The sequence below is a fragment of the Sphingomonas zeicaulis genome, from assembly GCF_050433225.1.
Taxonomy (GTDB): domain Bacteria; phylum Pseudomonadota; class Alphaproteobacteria; order Sphingomonadales; family Sphingomonadaceae; genus Sphingomonas_D; species Sphingomonas_D zeicaulis.
Genome location: NZ_JBNPXQ010000001.1, coordinates 126,405 through 147,970, shown reverse-complemented (window position 1 = coordinate 147,970; position 21,566 = coordinate 126,405). Strand labels below are relative to the sequence as shown.

The following is a 21,566-nucleotide window of genomic DNA, read 5'->3' as shown; positions in this document are numbered from 1 at the left end:
TCGCCTGACATGCTCGCGGGCGCCGCGCGGCACCCTCAAGGCGCGGAGGCGCACAGCATCAGCGCCGCCTCGGCGCGCTCGCCATAGCCACCGGGCCCGGCCCATTCGGCAAGGCGCGCACCGAGCAGCGCCGCAAGCGCGGCGGCGTCCGCCGGCAGCGGCCGATCGAGCGGCGCGGGGCGGCGCGGCGGCGTGACGGGGCATGGCCGCTGCACCTCCCGCACGACCTCTACGGTGCGCACCGCGACCGCGGGCGGTGGCGTGGTGGCGCAGCCGGCGAGCATCGCGAGGACGGCAAGTGCGGCAGGGGCGATCACGCGGCGCATTACAGACCCTCCAGGGCGTCGATCAGCGCCCTGGGCACGGCGCAGCCGGCAAGCGCGGGCTGCGCGGCGAGCGCCCTGAGCCGCGCGACCTGCGTCGCGGTGCCCTGCCAGCGCGCATCGGCCTCGGCACCGGCACGGACGGCGGCGACTTGCGCGGCAGCGAGCGAATCGGCGCGCGCCCGGCTTTGCGCATTGCTTTCGGCGAGCGCCGCCTCGAGCGTCGCGATCGATGCGCGGGAGACGGCATGGCCGGCGCGCTCCGCAGCCAGCGCCGCAGCGCGATCGCCGGCAATCCCCTGCCAGCGCCGGGCCTCGCCGCGCGCCGCCAGCAAGGCCAGCGCCAGCGCGGCGACACCCGTGCCGGCGAGCACCCACGGCCAATGGCGCACGACGAGCACGGCCGCGGCCCGCGCGGCGGCAAGCACCGCCCCGCTCACAGCGCGCTCGCCACGTCGAAGCTGGGGCAGGCCTTGACGACGCCTGGCCAATCCCGATGGCCACGAACGCCGATGTCGGGATAGCGCGCGCGATACTCGGCGACGAGGCGACGCAACGTCTCGCGCTGTTCCGGCGTGCGCGTGTCCTTGGGGGCGCCGCGGCGATCCACGCCGCCGACATAGCAAATGCCGATATTGCCGGTGTTGCGCCCGCCGACATGCGCGCCGCGGCGATTATCGGCCAGGGTGCGCACCGCACTGCCATCGAGTTCGACGACGATATGGTAGCTGACTTGGCCGAACTTCGCGATATCCCATTCGGAAATGGTCGCCGCCTTCACATCGCGCCCTTCGGGCGTGGCGGCGCAGTGGATGGTGAGATGGTTGATGCGGGCCGGGTTCATATAGGCGGGGGTCGCCATGATCAGACACTCCTTTCATCGAGCGGCCAGAGCGGCGCGAGACCGATCAGCACGCGTTCCTCATCGGTGAGCGGCAGTTCGTCACCGGCCAGCGACGCGGCGCGGCCGCCCAGGCCGATGCTCGGGTTGATGGTTGTGGGGTGACGGGGGATGCAGCCCGCCGCCGAGGTGCAGGCATCTCGCAACGCCTGCGCCGCACCGGCCACCGCGCGGATCGCGGCAAGCGCCTCCGCGGTCATCGCCCCATCCGCTGTTCGAGATGCTGGATGGTAACGGTGAGTGCGGACAGCGCCGCCGCGAGCGCCCGATCACTCTCGGTCCGCTCCCGCTCCACCGCCGCCCGGCGCTCATCGGCATGCGTTTCGCGCCAGACGAGATAGCCGATCACCAGCCCGAGCGGGCCGAACTGGCTGAACAGCGTCCAGATATCAGGGGTCAAGGATGATCTCCTTTTTTGGCGTGGGACGCTCAACGTCGCTCGAACCGCCAACTACAGCGCCACTTCGGGAGGACTGGAGATGCTTAGAAGACTGCTATCGATCCAGGTTGGGAAATAGACCGGTCCGCCAGTCCCCAGATTGCGCCCACTTGCCCAATCACCCCAATAACCAAAGTTGTAGAAGAACGGCGCAATACCTGCGACAGATCCATTAAATCCAAGATCTCTTGGCACATCGGTTCTGCCCGGCGCACAGAACGCATCTCTGTTGGACTGCACCGAGAAATCGAACGATTCCGATGACATCCATATTGACCTGATGTCAACGTTTGTTAGCGGAGCACCTGTCGATCCAAACAATGCAATTATATCATTGATTGCCACTTCAGCATCAGCCACGGGGGTTGCACTCACTACAGGCTTATCATTTGTAGCCACTTGTAGCCTTTGAATGCCGCTCGTCGTATCCAATGTGATGAAGTACATATTAAACTGATCGGGGAAATCGGCGACACTCGCCGTCGCTGTGCCAATTTGTGGCACTGATCCGCCGTAGGCGATAAACCTCAGCGTATTTCCCGATATAACGCTGAGCCATGTTCGCGCTCCAAAAACACCGCCGGAAGCACCCGGCAAAAAGCGCAAAGAAACAACTATCGTCAGCTTCTTACCATTCGGCACCCCGTCCCAGCCAGGGGTACCAAGCTGCTGCATCCCATTGCCACCGAACCTCATGCCGCCATTCGCCGGATTGCTACCGCTCATACCTCGAACCAGCGTACGACGACCGATGTGATGGCCCGAATTTCCTCTTGCCTCGACATAATAATCTCTTACCTCGAAGCCTATTTCCCCGCCTCCTCTTTGAATTTCTCCAGCACTGCTCAGTCGAACGACATCGTCTCCAACAGCATCAAAGAAGGCAACGTGCTTTGGATTCCCAGCGATCCGGGCTGGAACAACCAGAGACCCCACAGGATCTTCCGACCTGACCGGAAAGACGACACGCTCCGGCTGCACATATGGCTGCCCCCTTTCCATTGCCAAAATAAGCCGAACCTTTTCTCGCGCGCCCGGCTCGGCGATGGGATCATCATAGTGGGTGTTGTCAGCCATAATCGATAGTGGCATTCCACCCATCTTAAGAGAGTCTAAATCAGATTTACTCCTTGTAGACACGTATGGATGCAAAGCAGCATAATGATCCCAGAAATTTATGCCGAATGAGGATCTCATTAAGCGAGATAATTTGCTAACCGTTCCAAAGTGACGTGTACCAACCACTCCCGTCTGCCCACCCCAGAACATTTTTCTTTCATGAGGGATTGCATCGTATGCGGATTGATTGGCCGACATAATAGCCGATGTTTGATCCGAAACATCCACTCCGGGCTGATTGATCGGATTCAGGTTATTCGTTCCCAAACCAACAACAGCCGACTCACTCTTTTGCAAGGGGGACCAAGATAAAATCCTATCCCGGATTTGCTGCGAGGTCTGACCCGAATGCCCCTTATTATTTACGCCTGTTTTTAACCAGAGCATCATTAGGTCACTCGTGCGATCAAATCGAACGTCAGGATCTCCTGATATCTGACTTTCGTCAGTCGTACTATCGCCAGTCACATTAATTCTACCGACAATAACCCAATAATCATTTGACATTTCGGGGAGGATCGGCGGAGCCCATCCCGACGCAGGCGACGATGCTCGGTAAAGCCATACATGCCCCTGATCGATGCAGCATTGCGTTGCTGAAGCCACGCCATCCGCCCCCCTATTGTATATGGTCGACGAATTATAAGCCAACGCCGCGGCGTACGCCTCGCCGGACACTGCAATTTCATCTGCCCGCCAAGGCCTCAAATTTAGCGGATTCACTTGCAGACTTGAAGCCAAAGCAGAATCATTCAGGCGCTGAACGTTCATCATAGTCCGCACTTCGCTGCGGAGATCCATGTCATTCAGCCTGTTGTATACTTTTGATAATTTTCTGTCCGCATCCAACAAGCCGGCAATGGCTTTCGTCCCCACCCGCAAACCAAACTTTTGCGTCTGGAGGTGGTTCGTCCACGTCGACGCGACGGCGCTAGAGTGATACCATCCAATAAATCGCTGACGAGCTACGCCTGTCTTGTCCACATAGCCGTAGCCGAAGCGCATTCGGTTTCCAGACGCATCAAATACATCAAATACGGCGGCGTACGTTTTTCCAGCAGCCGTAACCAGTTGAGATCCAAGCGTGGTAGCCGCTGTGGCAGTGGCGAGAGAAACTGCTCCCGGAATAATGCCCGCCGCAGCGGGGGTCACCTGGATCGTTTCGACTAGAGTCCAAGCTCCACCGCTCGAAGGGCTCATCCCTGCGGCAACGTACGGCGGCGCCACGTTGCTCGCCACGTCCGACGAATCGGCAGAATAGACGTACACCTTGATAAGTGAGGCGGTGGAATCAATCACGATGTCTGCCAGCCAAGCATCAATTACGACGCCTGCAGCGATATCTATTCCGACATCAATGGCGGAGCCCACATAAGCTCGGTTAGCCGTAATCTGAAGCGTCGATGCAGCCGGCTGGCCAGAGACCACCGCATAGGAATTCGACGTTGCCATAAGGCTGTTCAGGCGGGAACTAAACAGCGGCACGTTGACAGATTGTGCCCAGTTATAGGCCTGGACAGAGTACGTGCGAGCAAGCTCTCGGGCACCGCCGGCATCGATTGCAGCTTGAGGAGCCCGCCGGATAAAGCTCCCCTCCACACCCAGCGCCAAATCTTCGGCAACAACCTGCACATCTTCGATCTGCCCTCCGACCGCATCGACATTGCCGATGCTCCCCGCCACCGCAGCGATCGCCCCGGCCCCTTCCAGATCCTCAGCAACCGCGCCGATCGGCGCGATGTTGGCGGCGATCAGGTCGATCGCACCCGATGCCGCGGCAAGGCTTTCGAGGGCGGCGGGGGCGATGTGGGCGGCGTAGGGGCGGGCCTCGGCGTCGAAGCCGAGCAGGCTCTGGGCGCGGTCGGCCTCGCCGGGCAGCGGCGCGGCGGTTTCGCCGAGCGGCACTTGCAGGGCGCGGCTGACCTCGCCCTGCAGCTTCAGGTCGCGCAGCGCGGCGCGATCATTGGCCTCGTTCACCGGGCCGGCGAGCCACCGTGAGCCATTCTCGAAGACGATGCGCTGGGTGAAATTGGGTGCGGAGACGATGAACAGGTTGAGCCCCGCCGCCGGCGCGACCGCGAAATGCACGGTGCCGCCGGCATCCTCCGCCAGCGTCACCGCGTAACCGGCGGGGGCGATTTCGCTCTCCGCGCCATCGGCGTTGCGCGCCAGCACGCGGATCTCGCCGGCGGAGGCGGCCTTGAAGGCAAAGGGAAATTCGGCGGCCACGCCGTTGGTGGCGAGGGGTCCGGTAAAGCTGGCCTCGGTCTCGACGGGCATGCGCTACTCCAGTCTGGAAAGATCGGCGCGCTGCCTAGGATCGGGCGGCGGCGGGTTGAATCGGCGGCACCGCGGCGCCGGCGATTCATCTCCGCGGGCCATGCGGCCATGGCGGCGCCATGTGTGCACCAGCTCTCGCCATCGCAGCCGCCGCCGCTTCCGCCATCGGAACCGGCATGTCCGCCGTTCAGGCCCGCGCCCAGGCGCGCTATCAGGCCCGCATCGCCGATCGCAACGCGCGGCTGGAGGGTGAGGCCGCCACCGCCGCCCTCGATGCCACCCGCCAGCAGGCACTCGCCGCCTATCGCGACAAGGCCGCCGTACAGGGCCGGCAGCGCGCGGCGATGGCCGCCAACGGCATCGACGCCGGCTTCGGATCCGCCGCGGACATGATCGCCGATGGCGACATGCTGGCCGGCGAGGATATCGGCCGCATCTATGCGCAGGGCCTCAACAGCGTGCGCGGGTTCGACATCAACGCCGCCAACCAGCGCGCCGAGGCCAAGGCACGCCGCTCCGCCGGAGACGGCGCACTGGTGAGCGGGCTGTTCTCCGCCGCCTCCACCGCGCTCAGCGGCGCATCATCCTTCTCGAAGCTCAAGGCGCAGGGTTATTGACCACGCCACACCGGCGCGACCGCTTTATTGCCCAATGACAGGAATGACTTGCCTTGGCCGGCGCGATCGACGCATGATCGCGCCGTTGCCTGCATTTGCGGCATGTTTGCGGTATCTTTGTCAGCGTGAGGGGGTTGCTTTGGGACTTGGCTGCCTGGTCAGTGGCCACAAGCCGGATCGGCCACGCGCCCAGCATGACGGCCGCACCTTCTGGAGCTGGTGCATGCGCTGCCAGACGCGCCTGATCCGCACCAGCGACGGCTGGCGCCGCCCCACCGCCGACGAACTCGCCGACCATCGCCTGCGCGCGGCGCGGCGATCGCATCTCGAGGCGCAGGCGCGGCTGGGTGAACCCGGCGCCTGAACGGCCACGCCGCGGTGCCGGCGCCGGCGCCCGTCACTTCATCAATTCCCCAGGCAGGCAGGGCACATTGTCCGCCGTCCAGTCGATATCATAGGTCGCCGGCACCGGCGTGGCGCGCTGGTCCGTGGTATCGCCGCCACCCTTCGGATCATAGGTGATCCACGCCATGCTGTTGTCGAACCGGGGGATGCGACCATTGTCACGCTGCGCGCTCGCCGCATCCACCTCCTTGCGTTCGACGCGAGCGCCGCGGATCATGCGCAGCGCGCCATCGCGCAGATCGAATGCGCGGTAATAGGCGCGGCCGAAGATCATCGTATCGATATCATCCTTGTGGAACCACTGGTCGGGCCGCGTCCCTGCGGGCAGGCGGACGGTGGTGACGTAGCAATCGAAATTCGGCTTGTTGTAATAGGGCAGGGTCTGATCCTGCTCCGCCGCGCGCACGCGCTTTTCGGGCGGATTGAAGCCGCCGCCGGGCAACGCCAGCGATTTTACGCCGTCGCCGCCATCGTCCCAGTCGACCGTACCGGTGCCGATGATGGTCAACACGCTGGCCTGCGCCTTGCGGTCGTAGCGCCACTGCACATCGTCGATCGTCTGCCAGGTGTCTCCGATCGCCTGCTGGCGGAACCCGCCAAGCAGTTGCGCGGGCGTCAGCGCGGAGAACTGGGCTTCCTGCTGCACGCCCTCGATCCCCCGCCTGATCATGGTGCTCGTGATCCGCGCGGGCTTGTCGAAACCAGCGCGCGCGTCGATCTCGAACAGGTTGATCTCGTCCGGTCGCGCCGCGGGCTTCCACGCCAGCCCCTCGATCGTGCCGCCCGCAGCGGTCAGCGGCAACACCCACTGATAGGGCATCATCGGCGCCTCGCCGGGCGGCACCACGGCGGGCAAGGTGCCATCGAGCCAATAGCCTTTGCCCGCCACGCGTGCGCGCACCAGCACATGATCGAATAGCCGCGGGCTCGGCAGCCGCGCATCGAAGCCATCGTCCCCGCCGCTGTTGTTGACCAGCACCGCCTGCGCCTCGATGCCCAGTTCGCGCAGCAGCGCCAGCAGCAACGCCGTCTTGCCCTTGCAGTCGCCATAGCGGCGCTGCCACGTCTCCTCCGCGGTCGCGGGCATGAGGTTGCCGCCGTTGAGCCCCACATAGACGTAGCGGACATCCTGCTGCACCAGCTTCAGCGCCGCACCCAGGCGGTCGATCGGCTGCGCATGCGCCGCGGCGATGCGCGCGGCCTCCCGCCTCAGCGGAGAATTGGCATCCAGCCGCGATGCCGCCGCATAGAGCGGTGCGAACCGGCGCGAGATACCCGCCCAGTCGGCGAAGCTGCTATATTCAACGATCCGCTGCCAGTTGTAGCGCGGCGGCGCATCCTTGGGCGGCGTCAACGCCGATGGATTGTCGAAGCGATAGTCGATCGCCTGCGCCCCCTGCTGCGCCACCGCCTTCATATCAGCGCTCATCTGCACAGCGGGTTTTGCCCCTTCTTCCCAGCTCAGCCGCAGATGGTAGCGCCCGGGTGCCGGCTCGGGACCGAGCAGCAACACCCCCGCATCGTCCTTGCCCAATGTGGGATCGCTCGAGGGGATCGTCGCGCCGAATTCCACCTCATCCCCCACCCGCAGATCGGGGATGCGCAGAACGGCGGTAAGAACGCCATCGAGCATGGCCTGTTCGAGTTGGTCCTCGCGCCGCAGAATCTCGAACGACGTGTTCTGCAGCACGTCGATCACCTCACCGTCACGGTGGATCCGGATCATGTGCACGACCGGTGCGCCCGCCGCGGGGCTCCAGGCAAGCGAGATGTTGCCGAGTTGCAGCGCGTTGGCGTGCAGGATCTTGACGCGATAGCCCGTGTAGAGCGCCTGCCCCCGGCCATCGAGACGAACCTCGGTTTCGTGACGACGGATGAACACCGCGCCGGCGGCATCCGCCGGCACCGGCATCGGTTCCGCGGTCGCCACCCAGGCGGGCACCGGCCCGCGCTGAACCTCGCCATTCTCCGCATGAGCCGCCCCGCCGGCGATCAGGCTCGCCAGACACGCTGAAATCGCATGACGCACATCATCCCCCTTGTTCAGCGTCATAATGTCTGCGGTGCGGGAATAAGCAAGATGCTGGTTTCCGATACTATCCCCGTCCGCCACTCTGAACCGATAAAGCGAGAATTCTGCACCGGCGCTGCACATATCGACCGCCGCGGGCGGAGATGATCTTTTTTCCGATCGACCATGACGCATGCCGGTTCGACAATCCGCGTCGGCTCATGCGGGGCGGCATTGCGCCACTTTGTGGTATGCGACGGCGGCGGGCACCCGGAAGATCCTGCCGGAGGATGAAGATGAGGATGATGCGACGATCCGTTCTGACGCTGGCCTGCGCGGCAGGCGCATCCTGGAGCGCGCCCGCGCTGGCGGACGAGAAGGATTGGGACAAGGCGAGCGACATTGCGCGCAACGCCCTCGTCGCCGCCGCGCTCGGCGCGCCGCTGGTGCAGGGGGATGGCGATGGCGCGCTGCAGGCGGCGGGTAGCATCGCTGCGGCGAGCCTGATCACCACCGGGCTGAAGGAGGCCTTCCCCGAACGGCGGCCGGACGGCAGCGATCGCAAGAGCTTTCCCTCGGGGCACACCTCCGTCGCGTTCGCGAGCGCCGCGACGCTGCACAACCGCCACGGCTGGCAGGCGGGCATCCCCGCGCAGCTCGCCGCGGCCTTCGTCGGCTTCGCGCGGGTGAAGGCGGACAAGCATCATTGGTATGATGTGGTGGTGGGCGCCGCGATCGGCGAGGCCACCGGCTTCCTCATCACCTCCCGCCGCAACGCGCAGGCGCAGATCGTGCCATGGGGTGACAGCGAGGGCGGCGGCGTGACGGTGGCGGCGCGGTTCTGAGTGGCGGGCGGGCGCAGGCGATCGGCTGCAACAAGCTCGCCGGGCCGCGGCGCACCGGTGGACACCGCGACGCGCCAGGATATGCTGTGCCCGATCGCGCCTGACCCCAGCGGAGCGGACCATGCCGGAAACACCCAGCGTCGGCGCCTTCGCCATCGTGCAGCGCAACGATCTGCCAGCCGCCCTGCCCTGCTGGGAACGGCTGGGCTTCGCGCGCACCGGCGGCGCCAGCGACTATGTCATCATGACGGGCTGGGGCTGCGAGGTGCATCTGACGCAGGCGGGCAGCGGCCCCTGGCGCGTGCCCGCCGAGCACAACCCCTTCGGCGTCTTCCTCCGCACGCCCGATGTCGCCGCCATCGCCGCGCGCGTGGACGATCTGATCATCCGCCCGGGCGGCATCCTGCGCCACCGCGAATGGGGGCTGTACGAGGTCGGCATCGCCGGGCCGGATGGGCTGCTGGTGCGCGTCGGCTGGCCTTCGGCGCTGATGCGGTAGCGGGCTCGCGACGATCGGTCGCAGCCGCGCGTTCTCCATGGAGTTCATCATGAACAGCCTGCTTCCCGTCCTGCTGCTCGCCGTCGCGCCCGCCGGCGCGGAGGCCGATCCGCTACAGACCTGCGCGAAGACGGTCGGCGCGACGGCGACGGCCGATCGTCTCGCCGCCCTGCCGCCGCCCGTGCGCGACGAACTGATCCGCATGATCGGCGCGATGGGCGGCGCACTGGCCGACAGCGGAACTCCGCTGCTCGAAACCGATGCGCCCACCGAGGCAGAGCGGCATCTGGCGCATGAGCGCTTCGAACAGGCCGTGCTGGTTCGCGACACCTGGTTCGTTCAGATCAAGCAGTCGCTGTTTGCGAACGTCCTCACCCTCGGCTTCGCGCGCCAGAGCGACGGCACATTCGCATTTTCCCCCGCGATCGCGTTTCGCGGCCCCGCCTGCGCCTCGATCGAGGCCGCACTCGCCGGCGTGATGATCGCCAGAGGCTTCTGACCGCGCGGCACCGGGGGGACATGCGTTCCCGCCGGCATCATGATGCCCGCGCGGCCGCGCACCGTTCAACCTCGATCACCGTATCGTGCCGGGTGAGAAAGCGCACCAGCGCCGCATCATCGGCGAAGCCCGTGGCGGGATACCCCGGCAGGCTTGCCTTCGCGCAGTCATAGGCGCGGGATTGTTGGTCCTCGATGCGGATCAGCAGGAAATTGCCGCGGCGCCCGAGTTGCCCTTCCGTGACGTCGACCTGGACGGACTCGGTCAGGCGGGATGCGCGCTGCTTGCGCACGCCCAGCCACCCACCGACCACCTCCAGTTCCACATTGCCGGGGAAGGACCGGAAGTCGCCCGCTGAAACGCTCAGCGAGGTACCGTCATCCCAATCCATCAGGGTGATGGAAAGGTCGAGCCCCATCGATTTCAGATAGCGTTCGAAGCTGTGGACATCATCGCCGTCGCCGTGCGTGCGATAGCCGCTTTCGTGCCGGAAGAGGCTGTTGCCGATGGCGAACGCCGAGTGATCGGACGGCACGGCATAGCAGAACCAGGGCGGATCCTCGAAGGGCAGCGAGCCTTCCGGCGGCGTATCGCCGCGCAGCGCGTCACGCGGGCGCGTCGGCCGCGGCGCACCGACCAGGCGCATCGCGGCGGAAGGGGCAGTGGTTGTGGCTGTGGCAGTGGCAGCCGCCGTGGGCTCCGGCGCCGCCGCCCGATCCGCCGCGCCGCATGCCGCCAGCAGCAGCGCAAACAGCAGGATCACCGCGCGCATCCCATGCGCCACCGCGCCGCTCATCCGACGAACCGGATCGTGCAACTGCCGCGCAGCCACGGATCGGGCGCGTCGGGATCATTGCCGGCGAAGCGCAGCCTATAGGTGCCCGGCCGATCGAACAGCGGCCGCACGCTTCCCTCCCATCGCCAATCCTCCAACTGGCCGGTGGCGATGCGATAGATCCGGCGATGCGCGCCGACCCGCCGTATCGCGAACGGACCCGTCCGCCACGCCTCGGCAGGATCGGGATCGGTCGACCAATGTTCGAGATCACTGCCGAACAGCACCAGCCGCCCATCCGGCGCCTCAAGGCTCAGCATGCCGAGCCCGCGATCATCGATCGTCACATCGATCACCCCGCCCCGTCGCAGTGCGCCCCGCGGACAATCCGGCCGAACATCGCCGGACCCGCGCGGGGTGTGCGTTGCTAAGCGCGGCGCGGCACTGCCACCCTCGCCCGCGCTCGCCGCGGTGGGCGGTGACCGCCCGGTGCGATCCGTCAGGATCAGCAACGCCAATGCGAGATTCACGCCGAGCAGCACGAGTATCGCCAGCGCCCACCAGCGCCGTGCGAGCAACCACGCCATAGCCGACCGCATGGAGGTCATGCGGTGTGCCCGACGTGGACACCGCCACGATCAACTCTCGCCGGGCTCATTGTTCCAACTTGCATTGCATCCCACCGCTGCCACATACCCAAGATCTGGCGACAACGCCTACGATTGGGTTCCAGCAGTTGAATAGCAGTTGCCCGGACGGACAAAACGGCAACCCCCTCCGGATCGGATCCGGAACTACGCCGGATCGGAGCAATCGCGCGCTCTCCCATACCCCGCCGTCCCAAAAATCTGAGGACGATCACGGCCAGTGAAGATTCTTGCGATTACTCGCCTGACCATTCACATCTATGTTAAATCGCACCGTAGTAGATTTAACCTTAACACCCTTCCTGGTTTGTTTCCTTTCTACTTCCCTACCAATCTCGTATAATTTCTCACCGTGGGCGCCACCAATCGTGAACATCGGCACGTCACGCATCCACACGCTGGATGGATCGCCCACATAAGGTTCCGGAACCACCCCGTCAGGATGCGTATGCACCGCAGCGACCAGTTCAATTCCGGCCGGCATAGGAATGCCCCCCGATCCGGCAAGATTGCTGAAATTGCCGCCCAGTTCGCCACCGGTACCGATCGCCACGATAACCAGCTCTCCGTCGCTCACACGACGACCAATCATCATATATTTTTCGTACTTTGGCGTACCGCCAAGAGACGCTTCGGTGGTAATGCGGGCAATGTCAGCGACAAATTTGCGAACATCGTCCGCCGCTGAAACCGGCGCAATATTCACCCCGGCAAGCTTCTTTTTCTTCTTTGCATCCTTCTTAGCCTTATCACCCGCCGCGTCGGAATCCTTGTTGGTGGTATTGACTGCACCGGGGCCAGCTTTACCAGCGGCAACGGGATCAATACCCCACAGATGGCTCCAAATACCATCCGCGACGGCCAACCGATAATCTTCACGCGTGAGCACAATACCGTTCAAGCGCGATGGGACACCGCCGACGTCGCTAATGTATTGCCTTCGCTTCACGGGATCGGCGAGATCATCGCGCAATCGAGTCATGGCGGCCACGTCAGCCACCCGAACATCTCCTTGGCCGAGCCGTATCTCGGGGGACGCGGGCGGCGGCGCCCCTTCGATCTCCTGTTGAGGTTCGGGCAACGCCTCACCTGCCGCTCCAGGCTCCACCGGACCCAAGACCTGATAGGCCGCGCGTTGGAAGAGGCCACGCCCCGGCCCTTCATCATCCCAACCATCCCCCAGCTTCGCCGCATATCGGTTGAGCCAGTCGCGCGTGCCCGTTTCCGCGAGCATGCCCTGCACCTCATCCTCGCTCGCGCCCGAATCCAGCATGTCGCGCACCCAGCGCCGCGACCGTGCGACCGCTTCCGGATCATCCGCCCAGGCGGGGTCGAGCGCTTCGGCGGCGAGGCGGTTGGTGGCGGCTTCGATGTCCGGCGCGGAGATCGGCGCGGCGGGCGTCGGTCCGGCATCCGGCTCCCGATACTGCGCGGTGGTTCGGGCGACCGCACCTTCGATCGCGCGGTCGATCTCTTCTATGGTGGGCAGGCGCTTGCCGCCGGTCGCGAGCAGCAATTCGTCCGAAACCATCCGGTAGACGCGCTGGGCGTCGGCGCGCCAGCCGCGCGCGGGGGCGGCGCGCGGGGGATCTTCGGCGTCGGCGAGCAGCAGGTCGGCCTCGGCCTCATGCGCCTCGGTGGGGATGATCGGGGGGAGCGGCGCGGATGCCGGTGGCGTCGCACCTGCCTCACCCGCGGCGGCCGGATCGGCGATCCCGGCGGCAGCCTCGTCAGCCGCGGACGGCGGCAGCGACGGATCACCGGCCGGCGCGACCATGGGCTGAGGCGCGGCCATGGGCGGGGGCGGAGCCGCAGGCGCGGCTTCGGCGATCGGCGCGGGCGCGATCGGTTCGCGATGATCGTCGCGGCGGTTGGGGATCCGGGGCATCAGGCGCCCCCGCGGCGGGTGAGGATATCGGCCATGCCCCGCGGCTAGGCCCGCCCGCCACGGCGGTGAATCGCCGGCGGCGGCCGCGATTCACCGCGCGACCGGCATCAATGCCAGCCGGCGCCGAGCGCGAGCCACATCGTCGACATCTCGCCTTCATCACGCTGGATCACCCGCGCGAAGCCGCGATCGAGATTGTCATGCTGCCCTTCCTCCGCGCCTTCGGGGCACCCCTTCGGCCACCAGACCATGTCGCTCGCCATGGTCGACAGGCACCCGCCCTGGCCCACCGGCCGACCGCCGGCGAGCAGCCGGCTGGCAAGTGCGTCGGCTTCACTGGTCTTGAGGCGAAACTTCAGGAACTGCGTCTCGCCATCGCCGCCGGGGTCGTAAACGAACAGCCGGACGTCCCGGGCAGAGGGCGGCAGCGCCCCCCAGCCACCCTTCATGCGAACCGCGCGCACTTTGGCCTGCGTCAAGGCAACGTCCGGCGCGGGCGGTGTTCGCGTCAGCCACCCGAACAGCGCCAGCCCGCCAAAAAGCAACACCGCGGCCGCGACCCAACAGCCCAGCAACACCAGAGCGACACGAAGCATCCCTTGTTTTTGAGCATGCTCTCTTTCCTGCTGCCAGCCCCAGGACTCAGTGCCAGCCGGCACCGAGGCCGAGCCACATCGTCGACATCTCGCCTTCATTGCGCAGGATCACGCGTGCGAAGCCACGATCGAGATTGTCACGCTCCCCTTCCTCAGCGCCTTCGGGGCACCCCTTCGGCCACCACGCCATATAGTCGGAGAGGGCCCACAAGCAGTTGCCCCGGCCCACCGGTCGCCCCCCGGCCAACAACCGGCTGGCAAGCGCATCCGCCTCACTGGTCTTGAGGCGGAACCGCAGCAACTGGGTTTCGGAGTCCTTTCCGGGATCATACACGAACAGACGGACATCGTGCGCCGAAGGCGGCAAAGGCCCCCATCCACCCTTCAGGCGGACGGCGCTGACCTGCTGGGGCGTCAACGCGATATCGGGCGCCGCCTCGACTGGCCCGATATGGATATTGTCGCACGATGCCAGCAGCAACGCGGCACCCAATGCCAGCACGTGAACTCTCGTTCCTCGCGCCCTCCTGCTCGACGTCATGCCCACCCCTCTCCCAGCGATCCGATCATCTGACGCTCCCGCTTCTAATCGGAGAAAGCAGAACCGTCGCCATTACATCGCTGTAACGGCGCTCGGGCCGAGCCATCAGGTGCCACCCGTGACCGCCTTGGCTCGCCGAGCCGGGCGGATCGAGAGTGTGGACGATGGCATCGTCAGGGCTCCGACCACGTCGAAATCACGTGCCAATCCCGCGCGATGTAACTGGGCAAAATCCTTGTCGAGATAAGCGCGCGTAAATTCATGGCCGAGGATGCTTCCTTTGACGGTCGCATAACGCCTGTCCCAATTGTAGCGGTCGAACACGTGTAGTTGAGGAACGATCGATACCGAAACACTGCCGTCAGCAGACGGCGTCACCGAAACCTGTGCGCTATGCGCGAAATGAAATCCGTTCAGCGCATAGTGCCAATCCGCCGCCGGCGTTCCATCCACCGGCGTCGTTCCCTCATAGGTCGACCAGTCCGCTCCCACTCGAAACGACATAGGTTTCCCAGCGTAGTTATTTTTCACATAGTTCGAGACCCATCCATTCAACTGACGCAGGCCTTTATCAGAATCCCGTTTAAATTCCGGAATTTCGTCGCGCATTGCCACGATATCCGGCCTGACGACCGCACCATCGCCGTGGAGATAGTGCCACATCATCCTCCTGGCTTGCGGCATCCCCTTCAATATTGCGCCACCAACGAGACCATGGGCTTCCACACGCATCTCGTAATGCCTGAGGGTTGGGCGCTCGGACCGATACTTGCCCGATCCCGGCCCAAAATAAGGCGGCGGCGCCGGCAATTCATCATGCCAAGCCTGCCAGCCTTTCGGCCGGACGAGCGGCAACCTGCCCCGCCGCATCGGTGACGGCCATGCCGGCGGCAAGATCCGGATGCGCGGGCGCTGCTCTCCCGAGACGCGCCGGAACAACCCCGCCCCACCCGCCGCCGGCACCCTATAAGGCTCCGCCCGCAGCATCGCCCCGCCGCTCTCCCCCGGCCGATACACGCCATCGTCGAACCGCGGCGCCATCTCTTCGGCGCCCGCATCCTCCGTGCCGCCCAGCGCCCGGCCCACGCCCTCGAACACCCGGCGCTGCAGTGCCAGTTCCGGCCCGTTGGGGGCGGTGCGGATCAGCTCCTGCATCTCCGTCAGTTCGTCGAAGCTGCGGCTGGTCAACGCGCCCCGCCAGCCGCGCAGATCGGTGTCGAGAAAGGCCTGCGGGTCTTCATGCGCCAGCGCCTTCAGGCTCCACGCCGCGTCGCCATCCTCCTTCGCCGGGCGCAGATCACCATTGATCAGCGCCAGCGCGTCGAACTGATCGCGCGCTTCAGGGGAGAGCGTCGCGCGGATCGCGGCGGGCAACTGGCCAAAGCTGGTGAAGCCGCCCTTCCCTCGCGCCTCCACGAAGTCCCACGCCGCGCGCTCGGCGGCGCGTTCGTCGGCGCGGCGCGTGATGGCGGCGGCATTCTCGCGCCGGACGAGTTCGTCCTTGGCGGCACTGCGGTCAGCGGGGTCGAGGCTGCGGTCGGCGTCGAGCGATGCGAGCAGCGCGGCCAGCCGCTCGCGCGGTGCCATCGCCGCCAGCCCGCCGCCCTGGTCATCGGCGCCTTGCGCCTCGGCCACGCGCGCCTCCGCGCCATCGGCGATCGCGCGCACGCGGGCGCTGCGGCGCGGCGCCTCCAGCGCCCGTTCGGCGGCGGCGCGCTCCGCCGGCGCCATTTCCGCGCGCCGTTGGACCAGAAAAGCCTCCGCCGCGCCCAGCCGCTCGCCATCGACGAAGCGCTGGATCCGCCGGCGATCGACATCGCTCATATAGGCCCGTCCGCGCTCGGCGATCGCCGCCGCATCCTCGCCGCGCCGCCGCGCCGCCGCCGTGATCTCGTTGAGCCCGGTGCGGAGCTGGGTATGATAATCCTCCTCATCATCCGCCTCGACCGCGAGGCGGGCGCTCTGCGTGGCGCGATCCTGCGCAACCTGCTCGGCGCCAGCGCGCACCTCCCGGTCGAGATGCGTGGCCATCAGCCGCCGCGACAAGGCCATGCGCCGTTCGAGCGATTGCGAGACCGCCGCCCGCTCCGGATCGGTGCGCGCGCGTTCGAGGATCGCGGTCGCCATCTCGGTCAGGCGCCGATCGGCATCCGCCGCCGCGGCCGGCGCCGCCTCCCCCTTCGCACCCAGCGCGTCGCGCTGAATCGCGGCGATGCCGTCGCTGGCCTCGATATCGAGCCGTTTGGCGCCGTTGATGTCCGAAATGGTCTTGGCGTCGTCGCTCATCTGGTTGAGCCCGCCGCCCAGCGACTGCAGCCCCTGCGCCACGCCGCCCCACACGCCGCCGCCATTGTCGACCGGACGCAACCGCGCCCCCATCGGCGAAGCGGGCGCCACGCGATCGCCCTCATAGACCGGAACCCGCGCCATCAGCGCAACTCCTCGCCCAGTGGCGCCAGCGGCGCCAGCGCGTCCGCCACCCGCCGCCGCCGTGCCGCGACACGCGCGGCGAACCCCTTGTCACCCACCCGCAGCGCCGCCGCGCGGCAATCGACGCGGCCGAGATCGAGCCCGGCGCGCGCGAGCAACCCGCCCAGGATGATCCGCTCGCGCCGCATCGGCGGGCGGACGGTCTCGATCGCGTCGGCCAGCGCGGTCGCGCCGCCGAACGCATCCGCGAAGGGTCTGAGCGCGGAAGCTATGGCGGCGCCGGCGGCATCATAGCGCCGCGCCGCCTCCCCCAGCAGCGCCAGCGCGGCATCGATCTCACCGGCGATGGTCTCGCGGGTGGCGAGTTCCGCCTCGACGGCGTCGCGCGCGGCCGCACGCGCGGCGCGGCGCTCGGCCGCCGCGACGATGGCGGCGCGAGCCTCCGCCTCACGTGCTGCGGCATCATGCGCGACGAGGCTGTCCTCGGCTGCACGCAATGCGGCAGTGGCACGGGCGAGTGCCTTGCCGTCGCCGGTGCCGGTCTCGGCGGCATAAGCAGCCTCGGCGTGCCCCTGCCGCGTCTCGGCCAGCGCGCGTTCAAGCACATCACGACGCGCCGCACGCGCGGCGACGGGATCATCGTCGATCATTGGACTTTCTCCTGAAGAGGGAGGTTTTTTCTCCCTCTCCCCTACGGGGAGAGGGCCGGGGAGAGGGGGAGTCGCGCCTGGCGTAAGGGTTTGGAGAGCTTGGCACGGCTGCTTGGTCGGCCTTGTTCAGAGCGAACCCGTCAGGCCTTTACGCTTGGCGCGACTGCCCCTCTCCCTGATCCGCTACGCGGACCTTTCCCTCTCCCCGTAGGGGCGAGGGCAAAGAGGGGGTTAGATCGGGCCCATCCCGAACGGCAGGAACATCACCCCGCCAATCTCCCGCGCCGCATCCTCCACCACGAACCCCCAGCGCCTGAGCAGCCGGATCGCGCGTGCATTCTCCACCGCCACCCGGTTCGACAGCCGCGGCGTCAGCGCCTGCATCTCGGCGATCACCCCCGGTCCCAGCGCCAGCAGCGCGCGGCCTTGCGTCATCACCCGGTCAGTGCCGAGCAGCCAGGGCATCCCCTCGCCCGCCACCGCGGATCGAACGACCAGGCCGATCATCGCCTCCGGCTCGCCATCCACCAGCGCCGTCCAGCACAAGGCCGATCCCGCCAGCCCGCGGCGCAGCGCCGCGCGCGGATCGAGGCCGAACGCCGCGCATTCGCGCCGGTCCACGGTGCGCATCCCCCGCGCGATGCGGCGCACATGGCGCGGCCGCGCAGGCACGATGCGCACCTCAGCCACCGATCACCGGCTCCATGAACAGCCCCAGCAAGGTGAAGGGCAAGGGCGCATCCTGCCGCACATGCACCTCGGCATCGCCGGAAACATGGTTGGCGCTGTCGACCAGATAGGCGCCGTTCATCAGCGCATCGGGATCGCCCCACGCCTCGTCCAGCCTTTGCTTCACCGGAAACAGCTTGTCCGGCGCCACGCCGGCGCGGATCGATCGCGTGTCGGCGAGATCCAGCACGATCTGCCCCGCCTGCTGGCGCCGCCCGATCGTCCAGCCCTCACCTTCCGCGTTCACCCGCAGCGGCAGGGATCGCACCTCGGCGGCATAGGGCAGCCCGAAGGTCACCTTGCGGCCGGTGCCGATCGAGGGCGGCAAGGTCACCCGCCCGCCGCTCACGCTGAGCCCGGTCACGGCCGCGCCGTCGACGATGCCGGCCACGTCGCTGCGCCCTTCCAGGTGCCACAGCCCGGTGAAGCTCGCCTGCGCCTCGTCGAATTCGGCGGAAACCGCGCAGTCGAGATAGCAGCTCTCCGCCACATCCTCCCACCGCGCCGCCGCCATCCGCTCGACGAAGCGGCGGGTGCCGCCGGGCATGTCGCGCTCGACGATCAGATAGAGCCGGTCCTCGCCGCCCTCGCTGATCGCGCAGACCGAAAGCACGCGCCCGTCGGTCTCGCACAGCGTCCAGCCCCACACATTCTGTTCCTGTTCCCAGGTGAAGCAGAGCAATTTGCCGTCCGCGCGCGCCGCCCAGATCAGGGATCGCGGCTCCTGCGCATAGGCCCAGCTGACGATGTCATGCCCCTCGAACAGATGCGGCGAGAAGATCGAGACATCGTTGGATTTCAGCCCCTCCACCTCGAACGCATAGTTCAGCGTGCGCACCGCATTGCCCACCGAGGGACGGTAGAACACGACATTGTCGATCAGCAGCGGGTTCAGCCGCGCGCAGCCGCGCCCCACCTGCCGCCGCACCGCCTGGGCATTGGCGGTCAGCACCCCGCCCTGCCCGTCGCCATCGACGTTGAAGATCGCATCGCCGGTCAGCGCGATCAGGCTGGTGGTGGAAACGAGCTGGTTGACCGCGTTCACCCGCCCCGCCGCGATCGCGAAGCTATAGGCATCGCTGTCCCGCAGCGGGCGCGACCGGTCGAAATTCTCGAATTCGGATGTGCCGGCGCGCGATCCCCACACCGCATTGGGGTGGTTGGCGGTGCGCGCAAACAGCAGCCGCTGCTCGTGAAAGGTCACAGTGGAGGGATAATCCCCCGCCGCCGCGAAAGGATTGTCCCCCTGCGGCGGCGCACGATCGAGCGCCGGGCCGATATTGTCGTCGCGGAAGAACAGGTCCTCGGTCGTGCCGATATAGCCGTAGAATTGCGAGTTGTCGGCCTTGTAGAGATTGTAGCGGCTCGCCCCCGTCACCGCGCCCCAACTGATGCCGTTATAATTGCGCTTGAGGGTGAGGTCGTTGAACGCGCTGTCCGGCGCCGAGGCACGGCTTTCCTGACCGCTCTCGTCATTCACCGCGGTCACCACATAGGTGGCGGATTGCGGGAAATAGCCGTTGCCGTCATTCTCGGAATCGGTGTTGGCGACGGTGGCGACCGCATTGACGCCGCCGGGCGCCGCGATTGCGGGGCCAAAGCTCAGGCTCACCACTTCCCAGTCGGCATGGCCGCGCCGCACCAGCTTGGCGGGCGGATGATCGAGATGGGCGAGGTAGAGCGTGTCGGCATTCTGCTCGAGGTCGAGCTCGGCCAGTTCCACGCCATTGAAGGGCGACCCCGCCCGATATACCCGCGCGACGCCCATCAGGCCTCATGCTCCCGTACGATCTTGATGTTGTGGCTGAGCACACCGTTGGAGACATAGGTGTGCGCATGCTCGACCATGATCTTCACGACCAGCGCGCGGCCCGCGGGTGTGCCGATCGTGCGCATCTCGTGCCAGCCCTTCGCCGGCGTCCACACGCGATGCGCCGGCGTCGCGACCAGCCGCCGCCCGTCGATCACCGCGGCGACGACATCCTCTTTCACCACCTCGACCGCGGCGACGGGGTAGACGCCCCATTCCATCGCCACCTCATGGCGGGTCATCACCCGGTCGCCCGCATTGAGCGCCAGCGCGACACGCTCGCTGCCGTCGGCCATCAGGATCATCGTGTCGGCCGCGACGCAGAAGCCGCCGCCACCGCCGCCCGTCCGGGGCGGTTGCGGCTGCGGCGCGGGCGGCGGCACCGCCGGCGTTTCGGGTGCCGGTGCGGGCGGCGCGGTGCGATCGATGCCGCCGGTCGCACCCGCGAACACGTCGAGCGCGCTGGTATCCGCATCGATGATGAAATGGTCGGCATCGACCACCTCCACCACCCGCCAGAAGCGACCGTTCAGCCGCTCGCCGATCGACCCCGAAATGCCGCTCAGATAGACATGATCGCCTTGGGCATAGCCGTGGAAATAGGCGGTCAGCCGCGCCCTGGGCTCGTTGGAGACATCGGCCAGCCGCAATTCATCGCCCAGCACCGCGCCGCCCGCCGCGCAGGGGCGGATATAGCCATGGCCGAATTCCAGCGCATAGGTCTGCGTCAGCGAGAATTGGAACGGCACCAGCCGCACCGGCCGGGTCGGATCGAGCACCTCGGCCACCAGCCGCGTGCCCGGCCGCTTGGTGATGCCGCCATATTTCATCACGATCATGTTGCGCGCGCGCTTGAGCGCGGCGGCATAGGCTTCCACGTCGAAGCGGCCATAGAGCCGCGGCGCGATCTCGCCCTTTGAGAAATTGACCTGGCCGGCGCGAAACATCACGCCACCTCCCAGCCCAGCCGCGCCGTATCGACGGGGCTGGCATAGGCCGGCGTGTGGCGCGGGTTGCGGTTCTCGTCATCGGCGATGGCACGCGCCCGCGCCACCTCCGCCTGGCGGATCAGCCCTTCCTTCAGCCGGCCATCCTTCTTGACCGGGAAGGCGATCCGCGCCGCAATCTCAAGCACCAGCGCGCGCACCAGCAATGCCGGCAGTTCGGCGGGCGACACGCTGGCGCGGCCATAATCGAACAGCGCCGGCGCGACGTCGCAGTAAAGCTTGCCGCCCGCGATCAGGAAGGAGATCGGCGCCGCATCCGGCGCCCGCGCATCCGCCCGCCGCACCCGGATCGCATTGCCGAGATCCACCGGCAGCGCATAGGCATGCCGCCATTCGCCGGGCCGGTCATTGGGCAGCTCGGCCAGCGCCGTGCGCCGCTCCGCAAAGCCCCATTCGGCCATTTCGAGAAGTTCGCCCAGGCACTGATCGAACGCCCGCGCACATTCGCGCGCGCTGACCGATTCCTCCTCGAGCGAGGCGATCGCATCGGCACCGATCTCCGCCAGCGCCATGTTGCAGATGGATATGCTGCTTGCCATGGCGGCGGGGGTAGGG

23 protein-coding genes are annotated in these 21,566 nt (G+C 66.6%); 5 read left to right on the top strand and 18 right to left on the bottom strand.

Annotated features, from left to right (window positions below):
* Positions 1–35 precede the first annotated feature (35 nt).
* From FHS96_RS00815 to FHS96_RS00790, 6 genes are read right to left on the bottom strand one after another with little or no spacing between them, the layout of a single operon-like run.
* Positions 36–326, bottom strand: a complete 291-nt coding sequence (locus FHS96_RS00815; protein WP_429587326.1) for a hypothetical protein — start codon at positions 324–326, stop codon at positions 36–38.
* Complete coding sequence (locus tag FHS96_RS00810) at positions 326–763, bottom strand: hypothetical protein (protein ID WP_429587325.1); 438 nt, start codon at positions 761–763, stop codon at positions 326–328. The genes FHS96_RS00815 and FHS96_RS00810 overlap by 1 nt, the downstream gene beginning before the upstream one ends.
* The gene (locus FHS96_RS00805; protein WP_429587324.1) at positions 760–1,185 is read right to left on the bottom strand and encodes an N-acetylmuramoyl-L-alanine amidase; all 426 of its coding nucleotides are present in this window, start codon (positions 1,183–1,185) and stop codon (positions 760–762) included. The genes FHS96_RS00810 and FHS96_RS00805 overlap by 4 nt, the downstream gene beginning before the upstream one ends.
* Positions 1,186–1,187: 2 nt before the next feature.
* Complete coding sequence (locus FHS96_RS00800; RefSeq protein WP_429587323.1) at positions 1,188–1,424, bottom strand: hypothetical protein; 237 nt, start codon at positions 1,422–1,424, stop codon at positions 1,188–1,190.
* Positions 1,421–1,624 (bottom strand): hypothetical protein, encoded by a 204-nt coding sequence (locus tag FHS96_RS00795; RefSeq protein WP_429587322.1) that lies wholly within the window; start codon positions 1,622–1,624, stop codon positions 1,421–1,423. Before FHS96_RS00795 ends, FHS96_RS00800 begins: the two co-directional genes overlap by 4 nt.
* A gap of 51 nt (positions 1,625–1,675) precedes the next feature.
* Positions 1,676–5,062, bottom strand: coding sequence for a hypothetical protein (locus FHS96_RS00790; protein ID WP_429587321.1), 3,387 nt, complete (start codon positions 5,060–5,062; stop codon positions 1,676–1,678).
* 176 nt (positions 5,063–5,238) lie between these two features.
* Between FHS96_RS00790 and FHS96_RS00785 the strand changes: the two genes are divergently transcribed.
* Positions 5,239–5,679, top strand: a complete 441-nt coding sequence (locus tag FHS96_RS00785) for a hypothetical protein (protein WP_429587319.1) — start codon at positions 5,239–5,241, stop codon at positions 5,677–5,679.
* Between the two features lie 139 nt (positions 5,680–5,818).
* Positions 5,819–6,043 (top strand): hypothetical protein, encoded by a 225-nt coding sequence (locus FHS96_RS00780; RefSeq protein ID WP_429587317.1) that lies wholly within the window; start codon positions 5,819–5,821, stop codon positions 6,041–6,043.
* Positions 6,044–6,076: 33 nt separating this feature from the next.
* Here the strand turns inward: FHS96_RS00780 and FHS96_RS00775 are convergent, their stop codons facing one another.
* Positions 6,077–8,113 carry a DUF3857 domain-containing protein gene (locus tag FHS96_RS00775; RefSeq protein WP_429587315.1) on the bottom strand — a complete coding sequence of 679 codons (2,037 nt, stop codon included), beginning with the start codon at positions 8,111–8,113 and terminating at the stop codon, positions 6,077–6,079.
* A gap of 287 nt (positions 8,114–8,400) precedes the next feature.
* Here FHS96_RS00775 and FHS96_RS00770 point away from each other — a divergent pair, with 287 nt between their 5' ends.
* The 3 genes from FHS96_RS00770 (at position 8,401) to FHS96_RS00760 (ending at position 9,938) form a co-directional block, all read left to right on the top strand.
* Positions 8,401–8,940 carry a phosphatase PAP2 family protein gene (locus tag FHS96_RS00770; protein WP_429587313.1) on the top strand — a complete coding sequence of 180 codons (540 nt, stop codon included), beginning with the start codon at positions 8,401–8,403 and terminating at the stop codon, positions 8,938–8,940.
* A 121-nt stretch (positions 8,941–9,061) separates the two neighbouring features.
* Complete coding sequence (locus FHS96_RS00765) at positions 9,062–9,439, top strand: VOC family protein (RefSeq protein ID WP_429587312.1); 378 nt, start codon at positions 9,062–9,064, stop codon at positions 9,437–9,439.
* A 49-nt stretch (positions 9,440–9,488) separates the two neighbouring features.
* Complete coding sequence (locus tag FHS96_RS00760; protein ID WP_429587310.1) at positions 9,489–9,938, top strand: hypothetical protein; 450 nt, start codon at positions 9,489–9,491, stop codon at positions 9,936–9,938.
* A 37-nt stretch (positions 9,939–9,975) separates the two neighbouring features.
* Here the strand turns inward: FHS96_RS00760 and FHS96_RS00755 are convergent, their stop codons facing one another.
* From FHS96_RS00755 to FHS96_RS00705, 11 genes are all read right to left on the bottom strand, one after another.
* Complete coding sequence (locus tag FHS96_RS00755) at positions 9,976–10,701, bottom strand: hypothetical protein (protein WP_429587309.1); 726 nt, start codon at positions 10,699–10,701, stop codon at positions 9,976–9,978.
* A gap of 29 nt (positions 10,702–10,730) precedes the next feature.
* Complete coding sequence (locus FHS96_RS00750; protein WP_429587307.1) at positions 10,731–11,300, bottom strand: hypothetical protein; 570 nt, start codon at positions 11,298–11,300, stop codon at positions 10,731–10,733.
* A gap of 271 nt (positions 11,301–11,571) precedes the next feature.
* A complete protein-coding gene (locus tag FHS96_RS00745) occupies positions 11,572–13,248 on the bottom strand; it encodes a hypothetical protein (RefSeq protein WP_429587305.1) in 1,677 nt (558 codons plus the stop codon).
* Positions 13,249–13,355: 107 nt separating this feature from the next.
* The gene (locus FHS96_RS00740) at positions 13,356–13,844 is read right to left on the bottom strand and encodes a hypothetical protein (RefSeq protein ID WP_429587303.1); all 489 of its coding nucleotides are present in this window, start codon (positions 13,842–13,844) and stop codon (positions 13,356–13,358) included.
* 46 nt (positions 13,845–13,890) lie between these two features.
* On the bottom strand, positions 13,891–14,346 hold the full coding sequence (locus tag FHS96_RS00735) for a hypothetical protein (RefSeq protein WP_429587301.1): 456 nt from the start codon (positions 14,344–14,346) through the stop codon (positions 13,891–13,893).
* Positions 14,347–14,490: 144 nt separating this feature from the next.
* Positions 14,491–16,815: a hypothetical protein gene (locus tag FHS96_RS00730; RefSeq protein WP_429587299.1), complete on the bottom strand. Its 2,325-nt coding sequence runs from the start codon at positions 16,813–16,815 to the stop codon at positions 14,491–14,493.
* The gene (locus FHS96_RS00725) at positions 16,815–17,465 is read right to left on the bottom strand and encodes a hypothetical protein (protein WP_429587298.1); all 651 of its coding nucleotides are present in this window, start codon (positions 17,463–17,465) and stop codon (positions 16,815–16,817) included. The genes FHS96_RS00730 and FHS96_RS00725 overlap by 1 nt, the downstream gene beginning before the upstream one ends.
* A 231-nt stretch (positions 17,466–17,696) precedes the next feature.
* Entirely contained in the window at positions 17,697–18,155 is a 459-nt protein-coding gene (locus FHS96_RS00720) for a GNAT family N-acetyltransferase (protein WP_429587297.1), read from the bottom strand.
* Complete coding sequence (locus FHS96_RS00715) at positions 18,148–19,962, bottom strand: phage tail protein (protein ID WP_429587295.1); 1,815 nt, start codon at positions 19,960–19,962, stop codon at positions 18,148–18,150. Before FHS96_RS00715 ends, FHS96_RS00720 begins: the two co-directional genes overlap by 8 nt.
* On the bottom strand, positions 19,962–20,954 hold the full coding sequence (locus tag FHS96_RS00710; protein ID WP_429587294.1) for a Hint domain-containing protein: 993 nt from the start codon (positions 20,952–20,954) through the stop codon (positions 19,962–19,964). Before FHS96_RS00710 ends, FHS96_RS00715 begins: the two co-directional genes overlap by 1 nt.
* The gene (locus FHS96_RS00705; protein WP_429587293.1) at positions 20,951–21,550 is read right to left on the bottom strand and encodes a phage connector family protein; all 600 of its coding nucleotides are present in this window, start codon (positions 21,548–21,550) and stop codon (positions 20,951–20,953) included. The genes FHS96_RS00710 and FHS96_RS00705 overlap by 4 nt, the downstream gene beginning before the upstream one ends.
* Positions 21,551–21,566 lie beyond the last annotated feature (16 nt).